The following is a 12,734-nucleotide window of genomic DNA, read 5'->3' on the forward strand; positions in this document are numbered from 1 at the left end:
AAATCTATTTCGACTGGATCTTTATGCCAAAAGAAACGGTCGAGGGTACAAAGTTCAGGCTCGAAGTCCCGAATGTATTGGTATCTACATGTTGATATTGCGTGTATACGTACATATTTGAATTCACTTTCTTCTCTAATTCAAGTGAGAAACCCACAAAGAAGCGGGCACTAGTGAACTGATCATCCTCTGATAAATCAACGTAGCGATTTTGCAAGAACTGATTCCCGTTAATCATTTTCTGAACCGCGGCGCGAGCTTTCAGCATCAGAGTAAAATCATTTCTAAATTCTAGTTTGGGTCCAATACCCCCTGATAAACCCATGAAATCGGTCTGGTAGGAAAAGGGAATATTCTGAACATCTCCCACTGCATTGAATTGAGAGTAGGCTAGACCTATGTCGTATTGGAATCGTTTAGTCAGCGGTTTTTCGTATCCTAAACTTAGGAGAAGTCCCGAAGAAGGTTTCATGAAAGAAGGATTAACACCCTGCGAATTCGTGAAAACATACTTCGTGGTATTCGCCCCAAAAGAAATATTCCAAGTTTGAGCTGACACTGAACTCACAAAAAACAGTAAAAGAAGCGCGATTTTGTTCATAATTTTCATTGTAAACGGCCTTGAGTGGGGGTTTTTAACCGTTCAACATGCAAAATTCGAATTAATAATGCGATTAGTATTAATAAGATAAAACCGTTTTAGTCCAATTTCTGAATTTTTGGACTAGTCAGAAAATGGATATTTTTTGGACTTTAAGAAAATTTGACAATTTTAATCGCTAAAATTGTAGTCAATTCATTGATTAAATGATTTTATACATATCCCTGTTCTCTATCATCACCTCCGCGATTATCGCCATTTACAATTGGCGTATAAATCGAAATGCGTTGTTATTAACCGGGATATTCATCATTTTTTCTACCTATGGATTAACCCACTATTTTACGGTGTATTACCACGATCCCTTTTGGACCGCTATATTCTACGGTAATTTCTCGCCGTACTGGTACCTTCCTGGCCCACTGCTCTATCTTTACACACGAAATACCTTAACGGATAAACCCATTTTTAGTAGCTGGAAAGATGCTTTTCATTTATTGCCCTTTGTGATACAGGTGATAAATATGGCGCCGTATATCCTCAGCACTTTCGACTATAAATTAGAAATTGCCCGACTGATCAATGCTGATATTAACAATGTCCGCACATTAGGGGCTGGATTTATAATTTCACCTGGAATATCGTTTGTAACACGGCCGTCTCTCATCATTATTTACGCCTGTGCGAGCATTTTCTTACTACTTAAATACCGCCGAACAGAGCGCAAAAATTTAGACTCAAACAAGCAAAATAAACTCGTTTATAATTGGCTGCTTACCCTTATTTTAGTCACCTTATTCGTTGCTGCAAACTTTTTAGCCATGACGATTAATTTATACTTGGCCCCCGTTAGTAAAGTTGTTTTAGAATCTGTCCTTGCCTACAATATCTCTGGTATTGCTTTTGCACTTTTACCCTTTGCCTTAATCGTGTTTTTCCCACAGATTCTGTACGGAATGCCTATTGCCACCGTTGCTGTCAAAACAAAAAAGGCGATTGTAGTGGCGGATGTAGATGATCCTTTGACAGAAACTGCACAGTTAATCGAGGAATACTTGCGAAAAGAGAAACCTTACCTCTACCCAAATTTTGATGTAGAAGATGTGGAAGAGGCCTTAGGAATTCCTAAACACCACATTATCTATTGCTTTGCCTTTATCCTGAATAAAAAGTTCACGTCTTACCGCTCTTGGATTCGCGTGGAACATGCAAAAGAATTACTTAAATCAGGTATGGCAGACACCCTTTCCATCGACGGAATAGGTTCACAGTCTGGTTTCCCATCTCGTTCTAGCTTCTATGCCACGTTCAAAGCAGAAACAGGAATGACGCCTAGCCAATATTTGGAAAATTTATCTTAATTTTAGCTCTGTCTCAAGAGCTCAATGAAAAAACTAGTACTTAGCCTTTTACTATTGTCGCCTTTTCTACTCAGGTCAGAAAATGTTAATTTAAGCTATGGTGGAGAGGCTAATCTGACTTATTGCAAGCCCTATATTTATGTGATAGAAAAGAATCATTATAAAACCATTAAGATCCCTGAGCAGACTGTTTCTGAGCCTGTCTATTTTAAGTTTAGCGATTCCACTTTTTATAAAAAATTTGCTTCCCCGAGTTCATATGAACTCAGCGTTATTAATAATAAAATTTATTTAAGCCTAAATTTAGGAGGCCTAGTCTACGAGATAAAGGGCAACGAAATAATTCGAATTGACCATTCATTTGAACATAAAATGCAAATAAGCAGTCAACAATTTGTTTATGATAATCGTATTTTTCGTTTCGGTGGCTATGGCTTTTGGTCTGCCAGAAACTTCTTCACTTATTTCGATTTAAATTCCAAAGAATGGGAAAGTTATTCCCCCGTTCAGGGCGACAAACTCCCTCCAGGAATGTTCGATGTAAATCAATTCAAAAACGGCGACGATATCACCTATTTTAATGGCATAGTAATTGATGCCTTTGACAACTTAAAATTTGATAGAAGTCAGGAAATTTGGCATTTTAATTTAAGGTCTAAAATTTGGGATTTTAAAGGGAAGACGGCGCTGTTTTTTGGGAATAATTCACAAAATTTTCAATACGATAATTACTATGTTGCCTTCATCGAGGACCGAAGAATCATCCGGGTAAATTTCTCTAATGATACCTATGAAATATTTGAAAATAAGGCTGTTTCATCCAAAATTTCTCCTCAATTCAAGCCATTTGTAGAAAATGGAATGATCTATTATTTTGCGAATAACCACGCTAATGGCGAAATCGAATTAATTTCTCTGCCTATCGATCAATTTTTAGGCAAATCAATCAAAAAGGCAGACTTCATTGAAAAAAATCTTTGGAAGGAATATTCACAATACCTAATCGGCTTCTTAGCCCTTTTACTAAGTAGTGTTTTACTCTATTTTATCAATAAATTCCGCCCGTCTAGAGCCACCCATATCAAGGATAAAAATGGTATTCTGTATTTAGGAAAGGCGGCCATCAATTTTGAAGAATCAGAATTAAAAGTGCTTCGCCGCCTTCTACAAAAAGACGACGTTCCGAACTATGAATTACTGGGATTAGTGGAACAAAAGGGGGTGCACTTCTCCCACAATATCCGCGTTAAAAATGACGTTTTAAATCAACTAAATTTAAAGCTGAAAGCCATCCTTCAAGTAGATACAAATTTCATCATTTTCAAAAAGTCCGACACCGATTCGCGCCTAAAAGTATATCGTTTGAACAAGCAGTATTTTAAGGTGAGTGAGGCGTTTTTATCCGAACTCCGTTCGGATAAAAACTAGTCAAAGAGTCGCCTCTGGCTTAGTCGCTGCATCGCAGCTGAGTCAAAACTTTTACTTTTTTATGAAAAAGACTTTATATTTTCTCTTCATTTCCGTGTCCCTCTTCGCACACGAAGGCGGGCATTATGGTCAGCAAGATGTATTACGGATTTGGCATTTAGCGGATGGTTCGACTATACGTGGGAACTATTCATCCGGGACATCCGACGTCTTAATTTTAGAGCAATATGAAGGCAAAAAAGTCCGTGTTTCTATGGCTGAATTAAGTCCGAGAGATCAAAAATTTGCCGCGGTAAAAAAGGAACGCGGCTCGCAAATAAATGGCTTTATCGACGTAGAAAAACCGATCTCTTATTTGCCCTATTTTTATCTTTTAGCCCTCGCCTTTTTCGCGCTAGTATTGATCGAAAAATTACGGCTAAGATTAGTCTTTAGACGAGTTACCTATTCCTCGTTTTTACTCGCTTTAGTTGCCTTAGCTTGTAAAACAACCACGGAAATTGCGCCTGTTGCTCCTGTTGTGCCCGTCACGACGATTCCCAAAACACCTGTTAGCTTTTTAGATTCCGCCTTCGCCCCTTATAAACCAGCCTTAAGTACCGCATCGGATGCTACGTATTTTTATGTGAATTCGACCGGAATTCCGGCTCACAATATGATGGTCGGGATTACCTCTTGGCAACAACAAGTGCCCATTCCGCAGCCCTATTCCGGCACGAATCATTGGTCTATTCCCCTGCAACCGGTGTATGCAAGCACCCCTTTAAGTACGACGAATAATTTTATGAAGGGTGCCGTGGCGCTTGCAGTAAATGGCGTTCCCATTTTTAATGCACTGAATAATCGGGGCGAGGACTCTTACGTAATCGGCGAATTAGATCAATGGGGCGGTCACTGTGGCCGCGGCGATGATTACCATTACCATGCGGCGCCCTTGCATTTATCGACTGTTTCGGGGTTAAAGGCGATTGCTTTTGCTTTGGATGGTTTTGCGGTTTATGGGGCCAAAGAACCGGACGGAACCGCCATGCTAACTCTGGACACCAATCACGGACACGAGTGGAAAGGTAATTACCATTACCACGGAACCTCGAATTATCCTTATGTCATCGGTGCCATGAAAGGAAAAGTAAGCTTAGATCCAGCCACTCCAGCGCCAGAAAACCAAATTTTACCTCAAGCCTTTTCTTCCTCCGTCAGACCCGCTTTAACGCCATTAACAGGTGCCACTATTACTGATTTTAGCGCTCCTACAAGCTCTAGCTATAATTTGACCTATAAAATAGGGACAAAAACAGGGTCAGTAAATTATTCCTGGAACACATCTGGCTTATTTACGTTTAACTTTACAGACGTAAATGGCACAAAAACAACCAGCACTTATCAACGAAAATAATATGATTCAAATCTTTGTGACGGGAGGGACTTTTGACAAAGAGTATAATGAACTAAATGGTTCACTCTTTTTTAAAGATACACATCTCCCGGAGATGCTTGAAAAAGGGCGAAGTAGGTTGTTGTTGTCCATCGACACGCTTTTGATGAAGGACAGTTTAGAATTTGATGACACGGATCGCGAATTGATCTCTTTTGCTTGTTCTGCTGCCGCCGCTGATCGTATTTTAATTACACACGGGACGGATACGATGGTCCAAACAGCGCAGTATTTAGCCTCCCAAAAAATCTCCAAAACCATCGTCCTCACCGGCGCCATGATTCCTTATAAATTTGGCAGCTCGGATGGGATGTTTAATCTGGGAAGTTCTTTGGCCTTCCTCCAAATTATAGAGCCCGGAGTCTATATTTCGATGAATGGCAAGATATTTGCGACGAATAACGTCCGTAAGAATCTAGAAAAGGGCGAATTCGAGACAATTAATTGATACATTGCGTTTACACTAATGTTGTTAACCCATGAAAAACAAAATCATTGCCGGATTAATCGTCGTATTAATCGCCATCCAGTTCGTTCCTACAGAAAAAAATCTTTCGGACGATAATACCTACGCCATTGAAACGAAATACGAGGTTCCCGCGGACGTAAAAGTCCTTTTAGAGAACGCGTGTAACGATTGCCACTCCAATAAATCAACTTATCCTTGGTATAGCCGCATTCAGCCGGTTGGTTTTTGGTTAGATCACCATGTGAATGATGGGAAAAAGCATTTGAACTTTGCCACATTCACGAAGATGCCGATCGCGGTTCAGAACCACAAATTAGAGGAAGTGATCGAACAGGTAGAAGAGGGCGAAATGCCGATGCCGTCTTATACGTATATGGGCCTTCATAGTAATGCCAAAATTTCAGAGGCCGACCGCTTGAAAATCATCAACTGGGCAAAGTCCTCTATGGCGATGTTGAAAGCGACGTATCCGGCGGATAGTTTGAAGATGAAGCCAAGACCGCGGGGCTAGCCACTTCGTGGCTGCGCCGCGGAGTCACGACTGCGTCGTTTAGTCGCCTGCGGCTTAGTCACGCCTTCGGCGTTTAGTCCGGAGGAAATGAGTCCGGAGGTGGCGCAATGGCCACTTTGTTACGTGAGCCCTAAAGTACTAAAGTTGATTTTCAGGTGTTGACAGATGTTGTCAATACGCGAAAATCGACTTTATAGTTTTAACAAATTATACGACCTCAGGACTAAGTCACAAAGTGACGACTAAGCAGCTGCGACTAAGCCGCAGGCGACTAAATCGCGAAGCGATGACTAAGCGGCTTCGCCGCGACTAAGCGACGCAGTCGCGACTGTCGACAAAGTCGACTTACAGTGACTTCATATCAATCACAAACCGATACTTTACATCCGACTTGATCACCCGCTCGTACGCCTCATTGACATCTTTCATATCAATCACTTCGACATCTGAAAGAATATTGTGGGCAGCGCAGTAGTCGAGCATTTCTTGTGTTTCGGCGATGCCACCGATCATGGATCCGATGATGGAACGTCTTTTGGAAATCAACGTCGCAGCACCTATTTGCGCATCTTCTGGAGGAATCCCCACTAAAAGCATCTTGCCTTCCACGCTTAACAAGCCCAAAAACTTATTCATATCATGTGGCGCCGCCACCGTATTCAAGATAAAATCAAACGACCCTTTCAAGGATTCCATCGTTGCTGGATCCGTAGACAACGCGAAGTGATGAGCCCCTAGCGCGCGAGCATCCTGCTCCTTAGAGGGAGACGTACTTAACATGGTCACTTCCGCGCCAAAAGACGCCGCGAATTTCACCGCCATGTGGCCTAAACCACCCAATCCTAAAATAGCCACCTTGTGGCCTTTTCCTACTCCTGCATAGCGCAAAGGAGAATAAGTTGTGATGCCGGCGCAAAGAAGGGGAGCGACACGCTCCAGCTCTTTGGTAAAAGGAATATGTAACGTATAGGCTTCGTCGATGACATAAGTCGAAGAATATCCGCCAAAAGTCTGCGTTACCCCATCGCGGTAAAAACCATTATAGGTGGGCGTCATGCCCTCGTCGCAATATTGCTCCTGGCCCTTATTACAAGACGGACACTCGCGGCAAGAGTCCACAAAAACGCCCACTCCCGCAAGATCGCCCACCTTAAATTTCGTCACTTCGGCTCCCGCCTCCGTGATGGTTCCCACGACCTCGTGGCCTGGAACAATCGGATAAACCGAGGGACCCCACTCGGAGCGCACCATGTGAATATCAGAATGGCAAACGCCACAGTAAAGAATGTCGATTTTAACGTCTTTTGGCCCTACCTCACGTCGCTCAAAATCAATCGGAGCAATAGGCGCCTGCGGATTCACCGCCCCATATCCATGTACTTTTATCATTTTCTTGTTATTATTTATAAGGCAAAAATAAAGGATTATTATTTAAAATAAGTATATTGCACGTGTGATTCCCATCAAAAAAACACGTGTATCATGACAACTAAGCTCACGCTTACCATTGATGAGTCGATTATTGATTCTGCTAAAGCCTATGCAAGAGACCAAGGTCGAAGTCTTTCAGATGTAGTAGAGAATTATTTAAAAGTTTTATCCACTAAGAGTTCCTTAGAAGACGCTCTTTCTCCCAAAGTAGTAAAGCTGAGAGGATCTTTAAAATTACCAGCAGATTTCGATTACAAATCAGAATTAGGAAATGCCATCGCTGAAAAATACGCCAAATGATCCCACAATTTTACATTGACACGAACGTATTAATCGACTTTTTGGCGGATCGAAAACCATTCTCAGAATCGGCAACATCCCTTTTCGACCTAGCGGTAAAGAAGAAAATCAAGCTCTACATTTCCGCTATATCCTACAACAACATTTATTATATATTACAGCGGGAAAACAAATCTCATAAAAAGACGATTGCTTTATTAGAATTGCTTTCAGAAGATTGCCAAATTTTGGATGCAACAAAGACCATTTTACTAAGTGCGATGCGATCTGATTTCAAAGATTTTGAAGATGCCATCCAGTATTATTCTGCCAAAGGACAAGTAGGAATTAATGCCATTATCACACGAAATCCAAAAGATTTTGCTGTTAAAGATCTTGCTATTCTTAGTCCCGATGAAGCCCTTTCATATTCAGCAATTCAATAAAACTAGGCTATCTTGCCCCCTTTTGTTAAAAACCTTCAAGGTACTCGGACAACTTTTCGCCTGTTGACACTTTCTGTCAATACCTTCCTTGCGATTATCAATAACCTGATAGGTTTCGGCTGAAAATTGTTAGAGGTTTGTAAAAATAACCACTAATAATATGCCCGAAATTTGCCGATTCTACGGCCTAACTATTTACATGTTCTTCAACGATCATCTACCCCCTCACTTCAAAGTGAAATTTGCTGAATTCGAAGCCAATATTAAAATTCTAGACGGCTCAATACTTACAGGAAATTTACCAAAGAATAAACTCAAGCTAGTACAAGCTTGGGCAGAAATTCATACATTTGAATTAATCACTATGTGGGATAGCAAAAGTTTTCACAGTATTAAACCACTTCAATAATGATACGCATAGATAAAATAATCGAAGTTGCTCCCTATTATGTTGACTGCCTATTCAATACGGGAGAATTAAAGCGAATTGAAGTACTGCCCCTGCTTTTAAATCACCAGGATTTAGATGGAATTGATCAATTAAAAGACCATTCAATCTTTGAAAAAGCGCTCATTGGTGAAATGGGCGAACTAAAATGGGAGAAAGTCATTTTATCCCCCAAAGATGATTCCGGACAGCGTTGGGATTATGATATCTCTCCTGAATTTGCCTACGAAATAGGAAATATTTTGGTTTAAATCGGGCAGTTATTTAACCGTAAAATAAATGATCCCCAAGCATCATTAATCCGTTTTTCCTCCTACTTTTATCAAGGTTTTAAACAAACACAAAATGAAAAAAGATGTAATTGTAGGCTAAGCGCCTAATTAATATTCGAATTGAAAAAGCCTGAGAATTCGGGCTTTTTTTATGCCCAAAAAACGAAAAGCAAATTGACAGAAAGTGTCAATACCTGAAAAGCCCTCTCAGTACCTCGACGTTTATTTCACACAATAGTGCCCTCAGGAACCTTAATCGACAAATTAGACTAAATCGCGGAGCGATGACTAAGCCGCAGGCGACTAAACGACGCAGTCGTGACTAAGCGGCTCCGCCGCGACTAAGTCCGCAGGACGCCCTCCGCCAGCACCCGATCGTTAGAGAGGCGGGGAACTTTGTTTTGGCCCCCTAATTTACCCTGAGACTTCATGTACGATATAAATGCCCCAGCGGGCAATGGGGTAAGGACTAAAGGGCGCAAGATCGAGCCCGAAATCAAGTCGCGGTAATAGATATTTTGCGCGCACATCGAGGCGTCTAAAGCTTCCTGAAAAACGGCTAAAGACAACGGTGGCGATGAAAACTCAAATAGCCATTCGTGATAAGGCAAGCCAGACGCGGGAGAAACTTGCGGTGCCACGGTGAACTCCGCCACCCGAACTTCGGGACAAGCGGCAAGGCCGGCGGCGAAAGCTTTCTCTACTTCTTCGGCGATTACGTGTTCGCCAAAAGCGGAAATAAAGTGCTTGATTCGACCCGTTACCACAATACGGTAAGGATTCAAGGATACAAACTTCACGGTATCGCCGATGGAATAAGACCAAAGGCCGGCATTCGTCGTCAATAAAATGGCGTAATTCACGCCTAGCGCAACTTCCGTCAGGCTTAAACGCACAGGATTTGCGCCGAAATAGGTATCCGTAGGAACAAACTCAAAGAAAATACCGCCGTCTACGTTCAATAATAGCCCTGGTTCGCCCGAAGAGTCATCGAATGCAATGAATCCCTCCGAAGCCGGATATGTCTCCACCACGTCGACTTCTCGGCCTATTGAGGCCATCAGTTTCTCGCGGTAAGGTTCGAAGTTCACGCCGCCGGTGACGAAGACTTGAAAATCGGGGAAGAGATCGCCTATTTTTTGGCCAGATAATTCTTCTAAGCGGTCAAAATACATCTGCACCCAAGGCGGAATTCCTGAAATCAAGCCCATGCGCTTCGAAATCGTCTCCTGCACAATCGCCTCGAGCTTTTGCTCCCAGTCTTCGATGCAATTCGTCTTGTAAGTGGGCATTTGATTTCCGCGCAAATAGCCCGGAACGTGGTGATTCACAATGCCAGATAGGCGACCCGTAGGCACGCCGTTGGTCTCGGTCATCTCCGGCGAGCCGCTCAAAAAGATCAATTTGCGGTCTAAAAACGACCCATTCCCGCTGTAATGCACGTAATGCAAGAGGGCGTCACGGGCGGCGGTGATGTGAAAAGGCATGGATTCCGTTGAAATCGGAATGTATTTGACGCCGGAGGTGGTGCCGGAGGTTTTCGCGAAATAGGCTGGTTTTCCAGGCCAAAGAATATCTTCTTTCCCCGCCACTACTTCGTCAATATAAGGCTTGATGTCTTCGTATTCGAAGATGGGTACGTTCGAACGGTAGTCGAGGTAGTTCTTGATTTTAGCGAAGGAGTGGCCGCGGCCGAAAAGAGTTTTCTCCGCCTTTGCTACCAGTTGCTTTAACCAAAAGTCTTGGCGCTCAAAGGCCTGCTCTTGGCTTAAGCGGTACTTTTTAACGACACGAGCCGCAAGTGGTTTGGCAAAAAAGGAACGAATACCCATCGCTACACTATTTAAATATCCCTTTAGGGTCTGGCATTTTGGCTTCTAAAAGCGCCCCAAAATTCAGGTCCAATTGCAAAATATCAGCCACGCGAGCTTCGTGGAAATAAGTCCACGCTAACTCATAGTTTTCCTTGTAATAAGCGACCTGACAGCGTTTCATCCAGGCACTCGCGTTCTTCGGATCTTGCTGCAATGCATGCACTAATTCCGCTTCTACTTCGTCCAAAGTCCCGCAATCAATCCCCTTCTGATAACAATCCAACTTCACAATTGCATAGTCCACACGCATCATCGTCACCGTCGAATCTATTTCTAGTCCCTTGTTTAACAGGCGAATAGCCAGATCGTTGTCCCCTCTTTGGTAGGAAATAACTCCCAAACCCCAAAAGGCATCAACACTATTCGCGTCCAAAGCACTAATCAAATTAAAGCGATAGGTCGCCGTGTCTAAACGAGCAGAGGCCACATATTCCCAAGCACGCTCTGCGAAGAAAGTAACTGCTTCGGCCCTAGAGCCAAAAGACGCGTCACAGCTCGCCACGAACTCATTTAATTCTTTTTGATCGGCTTTCGAAAGTGGTTTAGAACCATACAATACCTCATATTTCGCTGCGCGAACAGGTTTTACAGGTGCGACCGCCTTGGTACCTGCCGGGGGCTTTGTTTGCGAAAATGCAGTAATGCTGGCAAACGAAATCAAACACAATAACAGAACTCTTTTCATAGACACAAAACTAACGTTTCTTTTTAGTTGAAGCTGCGCCTGGACGGAATTTTGCATTCTTTCCTGGGCGATTATTGCGGACGATGGGCTTGGGGCCTTGAACGGCGCCGCCTTTAGGTCCAGCTTTTGTTACGGCCTTTTTCTGAGGGACTTTTTTGCCCGACGCTTTGGCCTTAATAATCCATTTTTTATCGTGGAACGCACCTTTAAAGTCGGGGTCCTCACGTTTTCGCTGATCATCGACCGCGCGTAACATATCTTGTTGCTCTAAAAAGGGCGTTTCTTCGATCTTAATTCCCTCTGGAAGCTGTTCGATTTCGATCTTCTGCTGAATGATCTCCTCGATTTTAGTCCAGTGGTAGCTTTCCGCCAAAGTAATAAACGTAATCGACTCGCCTATCTCCTCCGCACGACCGGTACGACCGATTCGGTGGACATAATCCTCGTAAATCAAGGGTACATCGAAGTTGATTACGTGAGAAACTTTCGGGATATCGATTCCCCGGGCTGCCACATCCGTGGTCACCAGGACGCGCACATTTCCTTCGCGGAATTGCGCCATCGCATTGATACGGGTGTTTTGACCTTTGTTCGAGTGGATCACGCGAACCTGGTCCTTAGGCAAGGTTTTTAATAGCCATTTCTCCACATCATTCGCCGCATCTTTCGAGCGACAAAATACCATAACCCGATGAAAATCAGGGTTTTGCATAAAGTAAGCCAGGGCATGAAGCTTCGTTAATAAATTCGGTGCCTCGTAAACCGATTGTGTCACCTGACTCGCCGGCGTAGCCTGCGGGGTGATTTCGATCTTCATCGGAAACTCTAAAAATTCGTGGGACAGGTTCTCCACCTTCTCTGGGAAGGTCGCGGAGAACAAGCCGTTCATTCGTTTTTTATAGGGTATTTTTTCCAAAATCTGACGAATCTGCGGCATAAAGCCCATATCCATCATCTTATCTGCCTCGTCTAAAATCAAGAATTTCAATTCCTTCACCACGATCACGTCCTTGCGGTACAATTCGAGGAATCGGCCCGGCGTAGAAACGAGGATGTCAATACCTTCTTCGAGTGCTTGAATCTGAGGCTTTGGCCCTAATCCACCATATAAGGCTAGAATTCGCAAGTCTGTAAACTGCGCTAAACCGATCATCACCGTGTGAATCTGCATCACGAGCTCGCGGGTGGGTGCTAAAATCAAGGCGCGAGGATTCTTTCCCTGCGCATATTTACAGCGCATCAAAATAGGCAAAGCATAGGCGGCGGTTTTCCCGGTACCCGTCTGCGCAATTCCCAATAAATCGTGGCCTTGCAATAAAAGCGGAATCGCCTTCTCCTGAATGGGCGTCGGTTTCGTGTAACCCACCTCCGTGCAAGCGCGTTGTAGCTGTGGATTTAATCCCAAACTTAAAAATTCATCCATTGGATTCGGCATTGTAGTAGATTTGCAAAGGTAGGGAAAATATAATTCTTACCTTTGAAACAAAAATACGA

The 12,734-nt window shown here is 43.2% G+C and carries 14 protein-coding genes; 9 read left to right on the plus strand and 5 right to left on the minus strand.

The window, feature by feature from the left end:
* Positions 1-4: 4 nt before the first annotated feature.
* Positions 5-601: a hypothetical protein gene (locus ACST14_RS08840; RefSeq protein WP_459462698.1), complete on the minus strand. Its 597-nt coding sequence runs from the start codon at positions 599-601 to the stop codon at positions 5-7.
* 206 nt (positions 602-807) lie between these two features.
* On the opposite strand from ACST14_RS08840, the gene ACST14_RS08845 reads away from it, so the two are divergent.
* The 5 genes from ACST14_RS08845 (at position 808) to ACST14_RS08865 (ending at position 5,805) form a co-directional block, all read left to right on the plus strand.
* Entirely contained in the window at positions 808-1,962 is a 1,155-nt protein-coding gene (locus ACST14_RS08845) for an AraC family transcriptional regulator (protein ID WP_459462700.1), read from the plus strand.
* 24 nt (positions 1,963-1,986) lie between these two features.
* Positions 1,987-3,390 (plus strand): hypothetical protein, encoded by a 1,404-nt coding sequence (locus tag ACST14_RS08850; protein WP_459462702.1) that lies wholly within the window; start codon positions 1,987-1,989, stop codon positions 3,388-3,390.
* Positions 3,391-3,451: 61 nt separating this feature from the next.
* Entirely contained in the window at positions 3,452-4,786 is a 1,335-nt protein-coding gene (locus ACST14_RS08855) for a YHYH protein (RefSeq protein WP_459462704.1), read from the plus strand.
* Complete coding sequence (locus tag ACST14_RS08860) at positions 4,749-5,273, plus strand: asparaginase domain-containing protein (protein WP_459462706.1); 525 nt, start codon at positions 4,749-4,751, stop codon at positions 5,271-5,273. The genes ACST14_RS08855 and ACST14_RS08860 overlap by 38 nt, the downstream gene beginning before the upstream one ends.
* Before the next feature lie 31 nt (positions 5,274-5,304).
* Positions 5,305-5,805, plus strand: coding sequence for a heme-binding domain-containing protein (locus ACST14_RS08865; RefSeq protein WP_459462708.1), 501 nt, complete (start codon positions 5,305-5,307; stop codon positions 5,803-5,805).
* Between the two features lie 345 nt (positions 5,806-6,150).
* On the opposite strand, the gene ACST14_RS08870 is transcribed toward ACST14_RS08865, so the two are convergent.
* The gene (locus tag ACST14_RS08870; protein WP_459462710.1) at positions 6,151-7,194 is read right to left on the minus strand and encodes an NAD(P)-dependent alcohol dehydrogenase; all 1,044 of its coding nucleotides are present in this window, start codon (positions 7,192-7,194) and stop codon (positions 6,151-6,153) included.
* Positions 7,195-7,287: 93 nt separating this feature from the next.
* Here ACST14_RS08870 and ACST14_RS08875 point away from each other — a divergent pair, with 93 nt between their 5' ends.
* From ACST14_RS08875 to ACST14_RS08890, 4 genes are all read left to right on the plus strand, one after another.
* Positions 7,288-7,536, plus strand: a complete 249-nt coding sequence (locus tag ACST14_RS08875; RefSeq protein WP_459462712.1) for a DUF6364 family protein — start codon at positions 7,288-7,290, stop codon at positions 7,534-7,536.
* Positions 7,533-7,961, plus strand: coding sequence for a type II toxin-antitoxin system VapC family toxin (locus tag ACST14_RS08880; protein WP_459462714.1), 429 nt, complete (start codon positions 7,533-7,535; stop codon positions 7,959-7,961). The genes ACST14_RS08875 and ACST14_RS08880 overlap by 4 nt, the downstream gene beginning before the upstream one ends.
* 160 nt (positions 7,962-8,121) lie before the next feature.
* Positions 8,122-8,370 (plus strand): DUF4160 domain-containing protein, encoded by a 249-nt coding sequence (locus ACST14_RS08885; RefSeq protein WP_377980897.1) that lies wholly within the window; start codon positions 8,122-8,124, stop codon positions 8,368-8,370.
* On the plus strand, positions 8,370-8,660 hold the full coding sequence (locus ACST14_RS08890; protein ID WP_459462717.1) for a hypothetical protein: 291 nt from the start codon (positions 8,370-8,372) through the stop codon (positions 8,658-8,660). Before ACST14_RS08885 ends, ACST14_RS08890 begins: the two co-directional genes overlap by 1 nt.
* A gap of 362 nt (positions 8,661-9,022) precedes the next feature.
* On the opposite strand, the gene ACST14_RS08895 is transcribed toward ACST14_RS08890, so the two are convergent.
* The 3 genes from ACST14_RS08895 to ACST14_RS08905 are packed head-to-tail and all read right to left on the minus strand — an operon-like array spanning position 9,023 to position 12,675.
* Entirely contained in the window at positions 9,023-10,513 is a 1,491-nt protein-coding gene (locus ACST14_RS08895) for a GH3 auxin-responsive promoter family protein (protein ID WP_459462719.1), read from the minus strand.
* Between the two features lie 7 nt (positions 10,514-10,520).
* Positions 10,521-11,240: a tetratricopeptide repeat protein gene (locus ACST14_RS08900; RefSeq protein ID WP_459462721.1), complete on the minus strand. Its 720-nt coding sequence runs from the start codon at positions 11,238-11,240 to the stop codon at positions 10,521-10,523.
* 10 nt (positions 11,241-11,250) lie between these two features.
* Entirely contained in the window at positions 11,251-12,675 is a 1,425-nt protein-coding gene (locus ACST14_RS08905) for a DEAD/DEAH box helicase (protein ID WP_459462723.1), read from the minus strand.
* Positions 12,676-12,734: the final 59 nt, after the last annotated feature.

This window comes from Aquirufa sp. A-Brett2-15D, assembly GCF_054558735.1.

Excerpts from the sequence above, each read along its gene's own strand:
- ACST14_RS08840 (WP_459462698.1), bottom strand. The coding sequence starts at position 601 with ATGAACAAAATCGCGCTTCTTTTACTGTTTTTTGTGAGTTCAGTGTCA.
- ACST14_RS08845 (WP_459462700.1), top strand. The coding sequence starts at position 808 with ATGATTTTATACATATCCCTGTTCTCTATCATCACCTCCGCGATTATC.
- ACST14_RS08850 (WP_459462702.1), top strand. The coding sequence starts at position 1,987 with ATGAAAAAACTAGTACTTAGCCTTTTACTATTGTCGCCTTTTCTACTC.
- ACST14_RS08855 (WP_459462704.1), top strand. The coding sequence starts at position 3,452 with ATGAAAAAGACTTTATATTTTCTCTTCATTTCCGTGTCCCTCTTCGCA.
- ACST14_RS08860 (WP_459462706.1), top strand. The coding sequence starts at position 4,749 with ATGGCACAAAAACAACCAGCACTTATCAACGAAAATAATATGATTCAA.
- ACST14_RS08865 (WP_459462708.1), top strand. The coding sequence starts at position 5,305 with ATGAAAAACAAAATCATTGCCGGATTAATCGTCGTATTAATCGCCATC.
- ACST14_RS08870 (WP_459462710.1), bottom strand. The coding sequence starts at position 7,194 with ATGATAAAAGTACATGGATATGGGGCGGTGAATCCGCAGGCGCCTATT.
- ACST14_RS08875 (WP_459462712.1), top strand. The coding sequence starts at position 7,288 with ATGACAACTAAGCTCACGCTTACCATTGATGAGTCGATTATTGATTCT.
- ACST14_RS08880 (WP_459462714.1), top strand. The coding sequence starts at position 7,533 with ATGATCCCACAATTTTACATTGACACGAACGTATTAATCGACTTTTTG.
- ACST14_RS08885 (WP_377980897.1), top strand. The coding sequence starts at position 8,122 with ATGCCCGAAATTTGCCGATTCTACGGCCTAACTATTTACATGTTCTTC.
- ACST14_RS08890 (WP_459462717.1), top strand. The coding sequence starts at position 8,370 with ATGATACGCATAGATAAAATAATCGAAGTTGCTCCCTATTATGTTGAC.
- ACST14_RS08895 (WP_459462719.1), bottom strand. The coding sequence starts at position 10,513 with ATGGGTATTCGTTCCTTTTTTGCCAAACCACTTGCGGCTCGTGTCGTT.
- ACST14_RS08900 (WP_459462721.1), bottom strand. The coding sequence starts at position 11,240 with ATGAAAAGAGTTCTGTTATTGTGTTTGATTTCGTTTGCCAGCATTACT.
- ACST14_RS08905 (WP_459462723.1), bottom strand. The coding sequence starts at position 12,675 with ATGCCGAATCCAATGGATGAATTTTTAAGTTTGGGATTAAATCCACAG.